The 14,977-nt window shown below is 41.8% G+C and carries 14 protein-coding genes and 2 pseudogenes; 4 read left to right on the top strand and 12 right to left on the bottom strand.

What is annotated here, in order from left to right:
• The first annotated feature begins 10 nt into the window (after window positions 1-10).
• Window positions 11-994, top strand: coding sequence for a GMP reductase (gene guaC / locus NST45_RS27785; RefSeq protein WP_036682307.1), 984 nt, complete (start codon window positions 11-13; stop codon window positions 992-994).
• Window positions 995-1,129: 135 nt separating this feature from the next.
• Entirely contained in the window at window positions 1,130-2,020 is an 891-nt protein-coding gene (locus NST45_RS27780; protein ID WP_076140603.1) for a diacylglycerol kinase family protein, read from the top strand.
• 106 nt (window positions 2,021-2,126) lie between these two features.
• On the opposite strand, the gene NST45_RS27775 is transcribed toward NST45_RS27780, so the two are convergent.
• The 3 genes from NST45_RS27775 to NST45_RS27765 all read right to left on the bottom strand — a co-directional run bounded on the left by NST45_RS27775 (window position 2,127) and on the right by NST45_RS27765 (window position 4,680).
• Window positions 2,127-3,308: a multidrug effflux MFS transporter gene (locus NST45_RS27775; RefSeq protein ID WP_036682310.1), complete on the bottom strand. Its 1,182-nt coding sequence runs from the start codon at window positions 3,306-3,308 to the stop codon at window positions 2,127-2,129.
• A gap of 272 nt (window positions 3,309-3,580) precedes the next feature.
• Window positions 3,581-4,117: a DUF2798 domain-containing protein gene (locus tag NST45_RS27770; RefSeq protein ID WP_076140601.1), complete on the bottom strand. Its 537-nt coding sequence runs from the start codon at window positions 4,115-4,117 to the stop codon at window positions 3,581-3,583.
• Window positions 4,114-4,680: a TetR/AcrR family transcriptional regulator gene (locus tag NST45_RS27765; RefSeq protein WP_036682313.1), complete on the bottom strand. Its 567-nt coding sequence runs from the start codon at window positions 4,678-4,680 to the stop codon at window positions 4,114-4,116. Before NST45_RS27765 ends, NST45_RS27770 begins: the two co-directional genes overlap by 4 nt.
• 414 nt (window positions 4,681-5,094) lie before the next feature.
• Between NST45_RS27765 and NST45_RS27760 the strand changes: the two genes are divergently transcribed.
• Entirely contained in the window at window positions 5,095-5,496 is a 402-nt protein-coding gene (locus NST45_RS27760; RefSeq protein WP_036682315.1) for a RidA family protein, read from the top strand.
• A 137-nt stretch (window positions 5,497-5,633) separates the two neighbouring features.
• Here NST45_RS27760 and NST45_RS27755 read toward each other — a convergent pair whose 3' ends face one another.
• Window positions 5,634-7,046 (bottom strand): alanine/glycine:cation symporter family protein, encoded by a 1,413-nt coding sequence (locus tag NST45_RS27755; RefSeq protein WP_339824297.1) that lies wholly within the window; start codon window positions 7,044-7,046, stop codon window positions 5,634-5,636.
• Between the two features lie 449 nt (window positions 7,047-7,495).
• Window positions 7,496-8,083 (bottom strand): NAD(P)H-dependent oxidoreductase, encoded by a 588-nt coding sequence (locus NST45_RS27750; protein ID WP_036682318.1) that lies wholly within the window; start codon window positions 8,081-8,083, stop codon window positions 7,496-7,498.
• A gap of 121 nt (window positions 8,084-8,204) precedes the next feature.
• Between NST45_RS27750 and NST45_RS27745 the strand changes: the two genes are divergently transcribed.
• Entirely contained in the window at window positions 8,205-8,642 is a 438-nt protein-coding gene (locus NST45_RS27745) for a MarR family transcriptional regulator (protein WP_076105115.1), read from the top strand.
• A gap of 447 nt (window positions 8,643-9,089) precedes the next feature.
• Here the strand turns inward: NST45_RS27745 and NST45_RS27740 are convergent, their stop codons facing one another.
• From NST45_RS27740 to NST45_RS27710, 7 genes and pseudogenes are all read right to left on the bottom strand, one after another.
• Window positions 9,090-9,971, bottom strand: coding sequence for an SMI1/KNR4 family protein (locus tag NST45_RS27740; RefSeq protein ID WP_076105116.1), 882 nt, complete (start codon window positions 9,969-9,971; stop codon window positions 9,090-9,092).
• Window positions 9,972-10,193: 222 nt separating this feature from the next.
• Window positions 10,194-11,111 (bottom strand): HPr(Ser) kinase/phosphatase, encoded by a 918-nt coding sequence (hprK, locus tag NST45_RS27735; protein WP_076140599.1) that lies wholly within the window; start codon window positions 11,109-11,111, stop codon window positions 10,194-10,196.
• A 118-nt stretch (window positions 11,112-11,229) separates the two neighbouring features.
• Window positions 11,230-12,306, bottom strand: coding sequence for an ankyrin repeat domain-containing protein (locus tag NST45_RS27730; protein ID WP_076140597.1), 1,077 nt, complete (start codon window positions 12,304-12,306; stop codon window positions 11,230-11,232).
• A gap of 249 nt (window positions 12,307-12,555) precedes the next feature.
• A pseudogene (locus NST45_RS27725) lies at window positions 12,556-12,762 on the bottom strand (YiaA/YiaB family inner membrane protein); the annotation flags it as partial.
• Window positions 12,763-12,819: 57 nt separating this feature from the next.
• Window positions 12,820-13,032: pseudogene (locus tag NST45_RS27720) on the bottom strand (YiaA/YiaB family inner membrane protein); the annotation flags it as partial.
• A 229-nt stretch (window positions 13,033-13,261) separates the two neighbouring features.
• The gene (locus NST45_RS27715) at window positions 13,262-13,546 is read right to left on the bottom strand and encodes an alpha/beta-type small acid-soluble spore protein (RefSeq protein WP_036682328.1); all 285 of its coding nucleotides are present in this window, start codon (window positions 13,544-13,546) and stop codon (window positions 13,262-13,264) included.
• A 75-nt stretch (window positions 13,547-13,621) separates the two neighbouring features.
• Window positions 13,622-14,809 carry an MFS transporter gene (locus tag NST45_RS27710; protein ID WP_051491242.1) on the bottom strand — a complete coding sequence of 396 codons (1,188 nt, stop codon included), beginning with the start codon at window positions 14,807-14,809 and terminating at the stop codon, window positions 13,622-13,624.
• Window positions 14,810-14,977 lie beyond the last annotated feature (168 nt).

Below are 14,977 nucleotides of genomic sequence, written 5' to 3'. Positions count from 1 at the left end.
GGTGTAAATTATGAAAGAAGTATTCGATTATGAAGATATTCAATTAATTCCTGCAAAATGTATCGTAAACAGCCGTTCGGAGTGTGATACATCAGTCACCCTCGGTGGGCATAAATTTAGATTGCCGGTGGTACCTGCCAACATGCAAACCATCATTGATGAGAAGATCGCTATCTCCTTGGCGCAAAATGGCTATTTCTACATTATGCATCGTTTTGAACCGGAGAAACGTACGTCTTTCATCAAAGACATGCACTCCCGTGAATTAATCGCATCCATCAGCGTCGGAGTTAAAGAAGAAGAGTATGATTTCGTCGAACAATTATCCAAAGAACAGCTGGTTCCGGAATTCATTACAATTGACATTGCACATGGCCATTCCGAAGCAGTCATTCGGATGATCAAACATATTAAACAATACCTGCCTGCTAGTTTTGTTATTGCAGGAAATGTAGGAACACCTGAAGGCGTTAGAGAATTAGAAAACGCTGGGGCTGATGCTACTAAAGTTGGGATTGGACCAGGGAAGGTATGTATCACTAAGATCAAAACTGGATTCGGTACAGGCGGCTGGCAGTTAGCTGCGCTACGCTTGTGTGCCAAGGCTGCAAGCAAGCCTATTATTGCCGATGGAGGCATTCGCACACACGGTGATATTGCTAAATCCGTACGATTTGGCGCTTCTATGGTCATGATTGGTTCACTATTTGCTGGTCATGAAGAATCTCCGGGTGAAACCATCGAAATCGCTGGGAAGCTCTATAAAGAATACTTTGGCTCCGCTTCAGAATACCAAAAAGGTGAAAAGAAGAACGTCGAAGGTAAGAAAATTGCGGTTGAGCATAAGGGGGCTTTAGCAGAAACCCTAAGAGAAATGGAGCAGGATCTTCAATCCTCCATCTCTTATGCAGGTGGCAATAAATTAGAGGCTATCCGTAATGTGGATTACGTTATCGTTAAGAACTCCATTTTTAATGGAGATAAAGTCTATTAATTGAATACACAGGTGGGCAGGATGACTTAGGTCAATCTTGCTCACCTTTTTTTATGAGAACGAGTTCCGCTGGCCTACTTTGGGGTAATGGTAAGAATAAACTTCTATTAGATCACAATAGAGAGGATTATCCTTATGCGGCAAGCTATGATTATTATTAACCCCTCATCCGGTAAAGAGGAAGCCAGCCAATATGTCAGATACGCAACAAGAGTCCTAAGTGACAAAGACTACTCCGTTACGATCAACGAGACGGCAAAAGAACTAGACGCCACTCGTTATTCCATCACTGCTTGTGAGGAAGGTTATGACCTGGTTGTCTCTATCGGCGGGGATGGCACGCTTCACGAGACCATTAATGGTCTTATCGATCAGGAACACCACCCAATATTAGGTGTGGTTCCTTTAGGAACGGCTAATGATTTCGCCCGTGCATTACAAATTCCACTGAATCCCGAAATAGCCATTCAAACCCTTGCCTCCTCTAACCTAAAAAACGTAGATATCGGTCGCTTAAATGACCGCCTATTCGGCAACGTTGTTGCTGTAGGTTCAATTGCCGGATCATTATCCTCTGTATCCTCCGAAGATAAAACCAAACTCGGCTCATTGGCATACTTGAAAGAAGGTCTTAAACAACTTACAAGCCCTACAGCCCACCCCCTTGTCATTCACCATGATGAACAAATATGGCAAGGAGACTCCTTACTCTTTCTCGCCGTATTAACCAACTCAGTCGGCGGGTTCGAGAATCTAATACCGGATGCTGCGGTTGACGACGGTCTGCTTCATTGTTTTATTATTTTGGACCTCAGTATATTCAATACCATTACAGCCAGTATATCTTTACTGCTGGGTACCCTCAAAGATCATAAAGACGTTGTCTATTTCACAGCCCACAATGTAAGTGTAAGCTCTCTAGAAACCGTAAGAACCAATGTAGATGGCGAAGAAGGTCCAACTTTGCCTATTACACTAAGTGTTCTCCCTCGTCATATCCAAGTCATTGTGCCAGAAGTGGACTAACAAACAAAAAGCAGTCCGGAACTCAAAAAGTTCCAGACTGCTGCCCTTAATTTATGGACGCCCCGATCCATATCTTCCTACTAATCAAATGACTAAGAAGTTATTTCTATTCCACTACAATAAATTTTTTGCCTAATAACCACATTCCGCCGCTAATCCCTAAGAAATAAATAGGCATCGTCAGTAATGAACCATTATGAAGAGCGCTCATTCCCCACGTCGCCAAGCTAACAAGCAAATAATAGCCCAAGCTAAATATTGCGCCTGCTGTTCCTACAACATCCTGAAATTGAACAAGAGCAAGACTTAGACAATTAGGTAAAGCAATCCCTGCACCCATTAATAGGACAAACAGCGCTATTAGAATACATACGATCACTATCATGTCCGGCAGCGAGTCAAGACTGCTTGCGATTGTTAATAGCAAGGCTCCGCCCGCCATTACTAGACAGCCGATATGGATTATTTTTTCTGGGGCATAGAGGGTTAATAACCTTTTGGAGATCATTGCTCCTACAATCGACGCCAAAGCCACAATAATGCCGAGAAAACCATAGACTCCTGGCGAAATCTGAAAGTGTTCAATAAATATAAAAGGAGCTTCAGCATAATAGCTGAATAAGATTCCGTTAATGCCTCCAATTAGTAATCCAAACACCAATACACGTGGCAATGCGAGCATTTTTTTGACTATAGGCAGAATAGCCACCTTTTTTCTCATGGAAACATCAGTGGTTTCTGGCAGCTTCCAAAAAGCATACATAAATAACAACACACTCATCATCACTAATGTAAAGAAAACCGCTCGAAAACCAAAAGCTTGATCCACCCATCCGCCAATTAACGGACCTACTGCGGGAGTAAAAGCAATGACCGCCGAGATTTGGGCAAACATAACATGCCGTTTATTCCCGGAGACACTCTCACGAAGAATGGTTTGGGTAATAATCGAACCTGTTGCTGCTCCAAACGCTTGTATAAACCGGCTGACTAACAGCAGATGAATGGATTCTGAGTAAAAACACATCAGGCTTCCCATACCGTATACAAGAAGTCCAGCCAGCATGGAAGATCTCCGCCCGATGAAGTCAGACAACCAACCCCAGCTAAAAACACCTAAAGCAAATCCAATAAAATATATACTTAACGTTAACTGTACAGAACTATTGGTGGCCCCAAGTGCTACTGCGATATCCGGTAACGATGGGGTGTAAATCGTCTCACTAATTTGCGGAAAAGCCACAAGAACAATCATTAAAAGTAACGATGGTGCTGCATATTTTTTCATCTTATTTTCGCCCTCCTACAAGCTTATATCCTCGAACAACTACAAGAATATGAGCCTAGCTAGGGAAATGGGGGCATCATTATGGCAAGACGACTATAGATCATCATGTCAGAAAATCACCTTTCATTGTTATGCTTTCATTGTTATATAGGAGGGCTTACCCGAAAGATATCGGGCAAAGATTTGAGTTTCAATTATTCAACCAAAACATCATTATACACGGTAATAGAAAAGCTCTCAAACGAATCGCTTCGCCTGAGAGCTTATTTATGTTAGGAATTTTGTTCTGATAATCCATGTATAGTTACGCCAACAGCGCTGGATTTCTTTTTGTCCTGAGAAGCATGTAGCTTTACCATCACAAATCTTGCAAACGGCTGTATTAATATACTTTCAGCGAACAGTGCAATCAGGAAATTTCTTGGCCAATTGGCTAAGAAGTGATTAAACGTTTGAGAACTCAACCCGTTTCCGATAATGTCTCCAATAAACGTCATACAAAATGACATCCCTAGTACGGTGAACAAGATAAGGAATAGGATTTTGGCGTTGAAGCTATCTGTGGGTTGTGTGAATGTAGCTGTCAGCTTTTCGGCAATACGGCCAATAACAACAGGCTCAATAATCATGACAATTACCCAAATGATCGGAAACACCTTAAGAATCGTTAAGGCAACCTCACCATTAAATTCTCCAACCCCTAAAATGATATTTATTGAAGACATAAACAGTACCGTCAGTGTACAAATGATTGCACCATATAATGCCCCCTCCTTACCGTTTCTTGGTAATCTTGCTTCTTGATTCATGATGTTCTTCCTTTCAATATTGTCGGTAATAGTTTGGCGATAGTTTTTAAGGGAGTTGTAGATTTTTGCGTTAGGCACAACATCATCGCCCCTTCAATCGAAGCCGTCATCCACAAAGCCATATCGGAGGCTGATTCCTGCGAATAACCTTCAGTTACAAGCTTATCGCAGTAAATTCGTTCCATGTTCTCATAGAGCAAGCTACATGCCTGGCGAACAGGTTCACTCACCGTAGCCATTTCACTGACAATACTGCTAAAGGTATATCCGGTAATCGTGCCCTCAGTTTCTAAGTTGTGAACTAACTTGTCAATCATGGATTGTGTAGCTTCTAACGTCGATGGATGCTTTTTAAAAATATCCTCAATATCTATCGTAATTGCTTCATTTAAGCCCTTTAAACAAGCAATTAATAGTTCTTCTTTTCCATTTGGAAAATGATGATAAAGCGCTCCTTTGGTCACATTACAGGCTTTTAAAATTTCACTCACGCCTACATTTTTATATCCTTTTTGCTGAAAAAGAAGTGTCGCCGTCTCAATCATTAGCGATTTTGTATCCACAATAACGTACTCCCCCTAACATACCAACCGGTCTGTTTGTTATTATAACAATATAAAAAAGAATAATGTAAGTCTTTTTTGCTTTTTTTTCAAAAAATATTTCATTATTTTCATTTATAACAGCAAAAAAAGCTTAGAAAATTGTGTCGAAAGTGGAATTGTTGCAGTATCACTTGGATTAATGATATCATTCTGAGGAAACTTATCTTACTTTAAATATGAAGGAGGAATACCCGGTGAAAAAGAGATCGCTAAAATATCTATCTTTTGGTATTGGGTATTCTACTGCTGTTTTTTTCTAGAATTAATTATTGATAGGATAGGTCTGTCAAAAATTAAAAGAAACTAAAAAACAGCGGAGATATATAACTTAGATATCGGTATGTATCTTCTATTTAAAGGAGAATTCACAAAATGAACTTAAATAATAATGTTATTACAAGATATAATCCAGAGAATATTGCTAAACCGGTTGGTAACTATAGTCATGTAACAAAAATAAGTAGAAATGCTGAAATGTATGTATTTTCTGGCCAAATTGGAATCGATCAAAACAATCATATCCCTACAGATTTTAACCAACAGGTAACAAATACGATGAGTAATATTGTTGAAGTCCTTTCTTCTCAAAGGCTAACACCTGATAATGTAATCAAAATCAACATTTGGGCTACGGAAGAAATCGATTGGAACCATTTCTATGAAATTTGGAATAAAGTATTCGGCATGACACCTCCTTCAATGACAATTGCTTATATTAAAGGATTAGGGTTACCTGAATTAAAAATTGAGTTAGATGTATGGGCTGCTGGTTAAACCCTAAATCAAGAGGGAGTAATTTAATTTTCTGTACACCAAACGAGCCTTAGAAGCGATTCTAAAGGCTCGTTTTTCTAACTACCCCTTTATACCAAAAAGGGCTCAGTTTCCTGAGCCCTCAAATACTTACCCTACTATGTTTTTATATCTGAAGAATTGTCCCAACATTCCACGTTCTCCAAACCCTCTATGCTATCTTTATAAAAGACAGGGTCCTTGCCTGCACGCTTCTGGCGCTTATAATCCTGCAGGGCGGCAAAGACCACCTTAGATAATAGAAGAATAGCGATCAAATTCACGATGACCATGAAGCCCATAAATAAATCAGCCAAATCCCATACCAATTGAACCTTAGCTACGGAGCCAAAAATAATCATCGCCAAGACGCTGTATCTATAGAATAGTAATACTTTTTTATTGGAGTTCAAGAATTCTATATTGGTCTCACCATAATAATAATTTCCGATTAACGTACTGAAAGCAAACAACAAAATCATGATCGCTAGGGATCCAGAGGCCCACGAACCAATATGTTCGCTTAATGCCGCTTGTGTCAGCTTAATTCCATCCAGCCCTGGCTGTTTATACGCATCAGATAACAAGATAATAAAAGCAGTACTCGAACAAATAAGTAACGTGTCTGTAAGTACACCCAGCGCTTGCATCAGCCCTTGTTTCACCGGATGACTAGTTGTTGCAGTTGCCGCAGCATTTGGAGCACTACCCATCCCCGCTTCGTTGGAGAATAGTCCTCTTTTCACCCCTTGCAGAATGACTGCCCCAAAAGATCCCCCCGCGATTTGTTCAAATCCAAAAGCACTTTTCACAATAAGCGCCAGAATCGCCGGTATTTCCGTAATATTAATTAACATAATAATAACAGCGGCCCCAATATAGATCCCTGCCATTACCACTACAATATATTCGGACATTCTAGCAATACGTTTAACCCCACCAAAGATAACAGCCGCAAAAGCAGCAGCGACTACAAGTCCAAGAATCACCCGATTAGTGCCAAATGAATTCTCAAAGGCCACTGTAATCGTATTGGATTGAACTGCATTAAATACAAGACCAAAGGATAACGTGATCAAAACCGCAAATACCGCGCCCATCCAGCGTTTTTTCAGGCCTTGCTCCATATAATAGGCGGGACCACCACGAAATCCAGTCTTGTCCTTCACTTTATACACCTGTGCCAGAGTACTTTCAATAAATCCGGACGCTGATCCAATAATAGCTATGACCCACATCCAAAAAACAGCTCCTGGTCCACCTATTGCGATAGCAATTGCGATCCCTGTAATATTCCCTGTCCCAACCCTTGCTGCCATACTGATACAGAAAGCCTGAAACGACGAAATGGAATCTTTTGACCTTTCATTGGACTCTTTAAGGACCCTAAACATTTCTTTAAACATGCCAAACTGAACAAACTTCGATCGAATGGTGAAATAAATTCCACAAACAATAAGCAGAACCACCAAAATTTTCGACCAAAGAAAGTCATTTGTTGCGCTAATCATACTGTCTAACATTTGTTGCATGTGAATCCGCCTCTCCATTGTGTCGATACCCAGTTGCTGAACCTTAAGTTACATAGTATTTTCAAATATAACAGCCCTTATTTCAAAAGCCAACAAAAAAAATTAGCCAGCAACACCATACCTTACACCGGTGTGAGAGCTATTTCTCCATCTTCATCTGAGCCACAAGCTGCTTTAGAATAATATAGGCTTTTTTTACATTAATTATATTTAATCACATACGAGTTGTATATAATTAAGGCTTTCACAATTAATAGTAAATAAGGAGGCTGAATAAAAAAAGCAGCCGGTGGAAGAAATGTATGACTACAATGTATGCGCGTATTTATATCGTGGAGAACATTTGGTTTGATCCCACCGTTGTTTTGAACCATCCAACTATGGGATCGCTTGAGACATCCACTTCCAGTGTTATCTCGAATAATCATAGAGCAGATATTTTCGAGGTATTAATTAGCCACAGCTTTAAAATATTGGTACACCTGATTTAACTTCTTATCATGTTTCCCTTTCGGACTCTCCATATTCCCAAATTCGAAAAACTTCACTTTCTTGATGCCACAATATTGAAATAATGCTTTTCTCATCAGCACTTTATGGGAATTATTCAACCAATATAAAGGATAGAGGGTCGGCCCCTTCATGCTGGAAATGCAAACCACTGACTTTCCTTTCAGCAGCCCTTCGGGGATGAGGCCACCCTTTTCTCTGTAAGCGAAATTAGAAGCAAACATTTGGTCAATATAACCGAGCAACATCGCGGGAGGACGTCCCCACCAGATTGGATACACAAACACAATTTTATCGGCCTGACGAATCTGCTCCCGATACTTCTCGAGCTTGGGATCAATATGCATGTCTCTTCTACGTTTATTTTCATTAAAGACCAGCACAGGATCAAATTGCTCTTCGTAAAGATCAAGGACCTCTATCTTCGTGATCTTTTGATTCTCATTACTTCCCTGAATGACTTTATTGAAAAAAGCATAACTTAAACTTTTATGATTCGGATGTGTATAGATGACTAAAACGTTCATTGCTCCACCTCTTTAATTATCATTTGATAACAAAATGGTATCACAACCGTTATTTAGTTGTCAAATGATAATTGTATTATGATAATTATTTTGTTAAGGTTTACAATAAGAGGTGATCCTTATGGACAAACAAGCGTTTTTTCAGAAAATTGTTACCTTTACGACAGCAGTCCATGAAGTAACATTTGACTTTACCAAAGATGTTAGACCGGAAGGCATTACGCCCGTTCAATATAGTATTCTGGAATATATTGCGGTTAGCCAGCCTGTTACCCTCAGCCAAATCAGCGATTGTAAGAATATCTCTATGCCGAATACCAGCCGTGAGCTCAAGAAATTAACAGAAAAAAACCTGTGTGAGAAGCTTGATGTCGCCGAGGACCGGCGTAAGCAAATGATTCGGTTGTCTGATGCTGGACAAGCGATGATGAACGAGGCTTTTGAACGGATCGGTGAACGTTTTCTGAACCGGATTAAAGAGGTTCCCCCAGAGGAATTAGCCGAGATTAACCATGCCCTCGATATCCTGCAATCTAAGGTGTTTAGCACCCAGCAATGATCCGAGAAAAAGACAGCAGAGCAGCGGTTCCCCATTAATGGGGGCACCGCTGCTCTGTGTTTTGGGTCGTTGGTTAGCTGACTCAAGACCGATTATTGGCTAGTAAAACCCAACGACTTCGAATCAGCCCCACCTTCAGCTAAATCGCCGAATCGTATTCGTCCACTGAGGCTTTCGGACCCAGATGACGTTATTGGCATATTTTTAGCCTTTTGTGCGTAGTTTCGGACTCCAGCGACGCTATTCCTATGAATCGGGTTCATATTGGGTGTTTTTTATGCCAATAGCTGCTATGCGGTCCGTTGGCATTTCAAATATGCGAAAAAGCTGCATTTAAGGTCAGCTGAGTCCGAAAGACGCTCCCCTTATAATCACCTAATAGAAATAGGCACTCCTCTTAAGGAATGCCTTGATTTGATTATAAGTATTCTTAGCCAGCGAAATAGACTATTTCACCAGTCCGCTGATAAAGGTCTCAAAATTATCAGCCAAACGCGTGATTTTGTATTTGTTATCCCGATCTACATGAATAACCTCAGGTTCGCCATCATTCCCGAATTCGCGGTAATCCAGCATCACCACTTCATTCTCAGAAGGACAATCACAAATCACCACGCCAACTTCAGGATAACGTCCATTTTCAATCACAGTCCGGCTGCCTGAAGCTCCACACAGCGACTTATTCTTATCTCGTCCAATTCCGAGGATACCAGAAATCGTAATAAATTCTCCTGTTCCCGGAATCGGATAACGATTGTTATGAGGAATTCCCCCATTATGTAACTTCATCATATCCACATAGGAAGCAGGCAGCTTGAAGACCAGCTCTTCTTGTACTGAAGTAATCAACGCATCTGAAGGCGGATCAGAGATATATTCTGAGAACGCATACTCGCTGTCATCCCAGAAATTAGTGGTATCCAACGCTATTACAGGCTTCTTTGCAGGTTTGCTTACAGGCTTTTTCGCAGCTTTTTTAGCCAATTTACGTTTGATCCAGCCCAGAAACTCCAGTGTGTCTTCATCATCAGGCTCCAGCTGATCGGCAATCGTAAACGCTTTTAAAGCTTCGTCATATCTTTTCAGATAATAATAAGAAACCCCGATACGGTAATGCCAGAGCGGGTCACCTTCACCCTCTTCTTCAATGCTCAAATACTGCTCTAAAGCCTCTTCATATTGCCCGAGATTATTAAGCGCCCTGCCCAAATGACTAGTCAGAACATAATCTCTTTCCTCTTCAGGAATTTCCGTGATTGCATCCACGATTTCTTGAAATTCATCTTCCTCATGCCATTCATCCAATTTTGCCAATAACTCATCACTCATCATTAATACCTCCTATTAACGATCACTCAAAATACCTATTAGAAATTATACCATTTCTAACCTATGCCCAGCCAATAACGCATGTCCTAGCCATATCAATCAAAAGACAACTTCCCTTTTTGCTGTGAAAAACAGACCGCAGCGTTTATCTGCGGTCTGTTTTGAGTATACAGAAAACCATTTATTTATGGGTAACTATAATTGCTGCCTTCTATCCTGCCTTTACGACTGCATCCCGTTTTCGATCCTCTGCAGGAACTCTTCAGCGGCACTATAGCCAAGCTGCTTAAGGTACCAATTGTTCGCAGCCGCCTCGATCAGGCCAGCCACGTCACGGCCAGGCTGAAGCTGAATTTCAATATGCGGAATTTGCACGCCAAGATAGTCTGTGAACTGGGGTTCGATTTCGAGCTCATTATTCAAGGAATTCTCCCGCCATGGTGACAACTCGATGTCGAGTACAATTCGTGTCTCTTCCTGAAAAGCTCTACGCCCGTACTGCCGTACAACGTTGATCAGACCAATACTGCGCAGCGCTAGGAATTCACGGGTCGTTTCATTATGCGTGCCGAGAAGCGTCGCCGGTCCCAGCTTCTTAAGCACAACTACATCATCGGCCACAAACCGATGACCTCTTCTAATGAGCGTGTGAGCGGTTTCGCTTTTTCCGATCCCGGACTTGCCCCTCAATAGGACCCCTATGCCGGACACGTTCACACACACTCCATGAATTGAAAGTTCAGGCGCCAGCGCCTTCACCAGATAAGTATCAATCTTTGCGATGAACTCTGACGTCGTCTCTTCCGTTCGAAGTAGTGGTATACCTTCTTGGTCGCAGAATAAAGTCAAATAAGGAATCTCCTGCTGACCCGTCGTCACAATAAAGCATGGGGGATGATACTTAACAATATTGCCAATATGTAACTTGCGTTGCTCAACGCTTAGCTTTAGCAGATAATTGATTTCTTTGCGGCCCAATACTTGTACTCGCTTCATGGGGAAAAAATCGAAGTAACCCACGAACTCCAGGCCAGGTCTATGTGTCTTTGAGCGAGTAATCTCACGGTCCATGCAGCTAGCACCCGCAAGCACTTCCAGCTTAAACGTTTCCGTAAGGCTTTGAACGGTAATCGATTTCAATGTTGTTCTCCTCCTGTGGCTACGTATTTTGAATACGTAATACGGTTACCGGGATATATTCAACGACGAATAGAATGATTCCTGCAAAAGAAATAGGCAGATCAAGAGATATTAACAACTATGTTCCTTCAAGAAAATTAATAAGGTATATCTCCGGCTGCGTGAGAAATTCTGCAAAACTACATAAATCCGCGTACGTCTGATGTTCCACGTCGTAACAGCCGATCAGGCCTTTTTTCTTCGGATTCCACATAAGCAGCAGATCAGAGTAATTATCTATATCGGCTGACAGACGGAGCAGCTTTTGCCGGCCGATTTTCATTTCAATGGTATCAGTTAATGTGAAAAAGTCGATATATCTAATTTCATATTCATTTTGTGTTAGCTCAAGACGCAGATTTTTTCCAGTAAGAAAGCTAACCAATTCATCAGACAATTTATATTTTCTCAGCTCAAACTTCTTGTTCTCGATATCATGAAATTCAGCCGGCTCTAACGATTTCAAATAGTCAGCCAAAGCTGTATTCTTATTACTCACTGCAATGGTGTACGGGCGATCGCCATCTTTTTCTGCCAAGGTAACGTCTGCGCCACGTTCAATCAAAAATTGTACCATCGCTTGATTACCAATTCTCGTGGCAACTGTTAACGGAGTCGCTTGATAAGGATAGACCATATCGGATTTGTTGTAATTAATGTCCACCCCATGATCCAGTAAATAAGTAACGGTCTTAAGGTCATGATCTGACACCGCTTTGCGTAATACACCCCCACCATGCTGCTTAATATCTAATCCTAGCTCATGTATGAGCGGGATATTGTTTTTGTTGCCATAGTAGGCCTGCGAATATGCACCTGACTTGACCTGATTAAGCTTGTCCAGTTTAGCCCCTTGTGCTGCAATATAGCGGACGATATCTTCTTTGCAATAGCGAACCGCGAGCAAAAAAGCCGGATTATTCTTCACATTCAGATTTACACTGTGCTGTACCAGCAGCTTTATGACATCCATTCTCTCTGATATAAGCGCCAAATCTAACGGGGTTAACGTAGTATATTGGCTAAGGACGATGCCCTCTTCAATATCCCAGCCTGCTCTAATGGCAGCCTCTAATTCCGGAATGTTTCCATTGTAAATATGCATGGCCATTTGCGGCAGTTCCTGGAACTTCCCTATATCCTTCAGACGGATCATCCATTATCCACTCCTACTTCAAGTATTATGAAGAGTATAGAGAACCGTATAGTAAAAAACAATCCAAACTAAGGATGTTGTTCTAACAAATAGTCCTCATAATATTTAGATCGGCAAGATTATTGCTGCTATTTCAAAAAAATAAACAGAAGCTCCGTTAATACACGAAGCTCCTGTTTACAATTTATGATGGTAAGTAAAGTTGAAGCAGCTTGCTGTTGGCAGCGAGAAAGCTGGCTATATCCCTCTTTATCCTTGGATGTCCCGTCTCGCCTCTTGCTCGGCAAGAATCTCGTTATCTTCCGCGTTATCCCGCGTCACTTTCTGAACGCCAATAGCGCTATAAGAAATCAAGAGAATAACAGCTATGTAATACCCCTTTACATTTAATTCAAATGGAGCATTGTAAAGACCAATAAAAAACATCGCATACCCGATAATCAAACCCACAAAAGCCATAATTGTGAAGGCCCCTGTGTTTCTCATCCTGTGTTTAGGGTTATCCAAACGAAATTCTTTATCCTCTGTATTGTCCCTGACCACCTTTTGCACAACGATACAGGAAATCGTAATTAACACCATACAAAGCAAATAATACCCTTTTACGTTTAGCTCCCAAGTGTCGTTGTACACTCCCAAACAGAATAGAAAAAGTCCTGCCCCCAATGCAAAATACGATGCCCCCGTAAAAGCAGCCGTGTTGCGTTTGCGATATCTCTGATTCATCTGATAATTCCTCTCCCACTACAGACTTGAATGATGATATATCCTTCTCCACTATACCGTGGAACATCGGTAAAATTCTACCATGAATCAGGTTGTTTTAGGGAATTTCAGGAATTTTTTTACTATACAATTATAAAATAACGCAAACACCGAAAGGACGGCCTCAGTCCCGTACAATATAGGACGAAAACCGCCTCCCGCGATCTCTGCAACATATATTAGAAAAATGCTACTGCCTTTCCTGATCCACCAATTGCTGCTGTGCGAGACGAATCATTTCGCGGACCATCGATCCACCAATTTTACCGCCGATCTGGCCCACCGATTCTGTGCTCAAATGACCATTTTGACCGTGCTCCAAAGGGACACCCAGTTCTTTTGCGACTTCGTATTTCACATCATCAGGCCGCTCCGGATCTACATCATACCCCTCGCGCCGCATCACTTCCGCTTTAAAAATTTGCATTCCGCGGCTGGCTCCCGGCACTGCATATTTCCTGTTTCTTCTAGACATCCTTATCCCCTCCCAAACCTGTTTTAAATAACATGCCCGGAAAACGGAACCTCCACCCTTATTGACTTGCCCCGATTATTTCCAAGCAGGGCGCCGTTGCAACGCGGCATTCGTAGCACGCAAGGTTACAGCCCAAAATAAAAAAGCCACAGCACTAACAGAAGCTCCAAGCCAACATACCCCGTTCCAGCCATAGTGAGAATATATTTGAGTGGAAGCAATCGATCCGGTAGCACTTCCAATGGAGTAAAAAACCATATACCCTGCGGTGAGCCGACTACGTGCCTCCATGCGCAAGGTAAGTATGATACTTTGATTGGTGACATGCACCGCCTGCACAGCCAAATCAAGCAGAACAATACCAATGACCAATGCCAACAGCGACTGCTCCGTAAAACTGATAAACCACCATGATATCAACAATAGAAGTAATGCTATGCCTGTCGTTCTCTGTCCATGACCCTGATCAGCTAGCTTTCCCGCCCGCGCAGCAGCTAATGCTCCCACAATTCCCGCCAGACCAAATGCCCCAATTGCAGTATGTGAAAGTGATAACGGCGGAGCACTGAGAGGCAAGACCACAGAAGTCCACAGAATACTGAAAGCAGTAAAAATCAGCAAAGCCAGAATAGCGCGGATACGCAATACTCTCTCTTGCACAAACAACATAAACACTGAACTAAGCAGCTGAGCGTATGACAGTGTTTTTACCTCACGTTCCACATTTGGCAACACCCTAAATAATGTACACACCATACAAAGCATTAAAGCAGCAGAAAAAAGGTATACGGAACGCCAACCTGCAAGATCTGTAAGTATTCCTGAAATGGATCGCGCAAGAAGTATTCCAATCACAATTCCACTTGTGACCATGCCTACGACTCGCCCGCGTTCGGCAGGGGCAGCCATTGTCGCCGCGAACGCAACAAGCGTCTGTGTTACAACAGCGAGTAGTCCCACTGAGGCCATACCTACGAATAGTACCGTGCTGGAAGAGGCAGTACCCACGATAATCAAAGCCACCACAGATAATAACATCTGGCCGATAATCAGGCGGCGCTGATTCAGTAAATCTCCTAGTGGCACGAGCAGTAACAGCCCCACTGCATAAAAGATCTGCGTGATAGTAATAAGAATACCAATGGTTGAATAATCAATACCAAATTCTCTCGACAAATGATCAAGCAATGGTTGTGCAAAGTAGATGTTTGCAACCGACATCCCGCAGACAACGGCAAACAAAAGTGTCATATAACGAGGCATCGAGGAAGCATGAATAGAATCAGATGGCGTATGCGTCTCTTGTGACGAAAGCTTCTCTTTAGTCCCTTGCATTTTGGACACACCCTTTCTCTGTTAAATTTAAATCGCAAACACTTTCCATACCGATCAGTATGTTATTGTGCTCAGTAAATTTATCTCACAAAACAA

Origin of the sequence: Paenibacillus sp. FSL R7-0163 (assembly GCF_037969975.1) — a bacterium.
In the GTDB taxonomy this organism is placed as follows: domain Bacteria; phylum Bacillota; class Bacilli; order Paenibacillales; family Paenibacillaceae; genus Paenibacillus_AQ; species Paenibacillus_AQ odorifer.
The sequence above is the reverse complement of the archived record's forward strand: the minus strand, read 5'-3'. Positions and strand labels throughout refer to the sequence as shown.

Excerpts from the sequence above, each read along its gene's own strand:
- guaC (WP_036682307.1), top strand. The coding sequence starts at position 11 with ATGAAAGAAGTATTCGATTATGAAGATATTCAATTAATTCCTGCAAAA.
- NST45_RS27780 (WP_076140603.1), top strand. The coding sequence starts at position 1,130 with ATGCGGCAAGCTATGATTATTATTAACCCCTCATCCGGTAAAGAGGAA.
- NST45_RS27775 (WP_036682310.1), bottom strand. The coding sequence starts at position 3,308 with ATGAAAAAATATGCAGCACCATCGTTACTTTTAATGATTGTTCTTGTG.
- NST45_RS27770 (WP_076140601.1), bottom strand. The coding sequence starts at position 4,117 with ATGAATCAAGAAGCAAGATTACCAAGAAACGGTAAGGAGGGGGCATTA.
- NST45_RS27760 (WP_036682315.1), top strand. The coding sequence starts at position 5,095 with ATGAACTTAAATAATAATGTTATTACAAGATATAATCCAGAGAATATT.
- NST45_RS27755 (WP_339824297.1), bottom strand. The coding sequence starts at position 7,046 with ATGCAACAAATGTTAGACAGTATGATTAGCGCAACAAATGACTTTCTT.
- NST45_RS27750 (WP_036682318.1), bottom strand. The coding sequence starts at position 8,083 with ATGAACGTTTTAGTCATCTATACACATCCGAATCATAAAAGTTTAAGT.
- NST45_RS27745 (WP_076105115.1), top strand. The coding sequence starts at position 8,205 with ATGGACAAACAAGCGTTTTTTCAGAAAATTGTTACCTTTACGACAGCA.
- NST45_RS27740 (WP_076105116.1), bottom strand. The coding sequence starts at position 9,971 with ATGAGTGATGAGTTATTGGCAAAATTGGATGAATGGCATGAGGAAGAT.
- NST45_RS27730 (WP_076140597.1), bottom strand. The coding sequence starts at position 12,306 with ATGATCCGTCTGAAGGATATAGGGAAGTTCCAGGAACTGCCGCAAATG.
- NST45_RS27715 (WP_036682328.1), bottom strand. The coding sequence starts at position 13,546 with ATGTCTAGAAGAAACAGGAAATATGCAGTGCCGGGAGCCAGCCGCGGA.
- NST45_RS27710 (WP_051491242.1), bottom strand. The coding sequence starts at position 14,809 with ATGCCTCGTTATATGACACTTTTGTTTGCCGTTGTCTGCGGGATGTCG.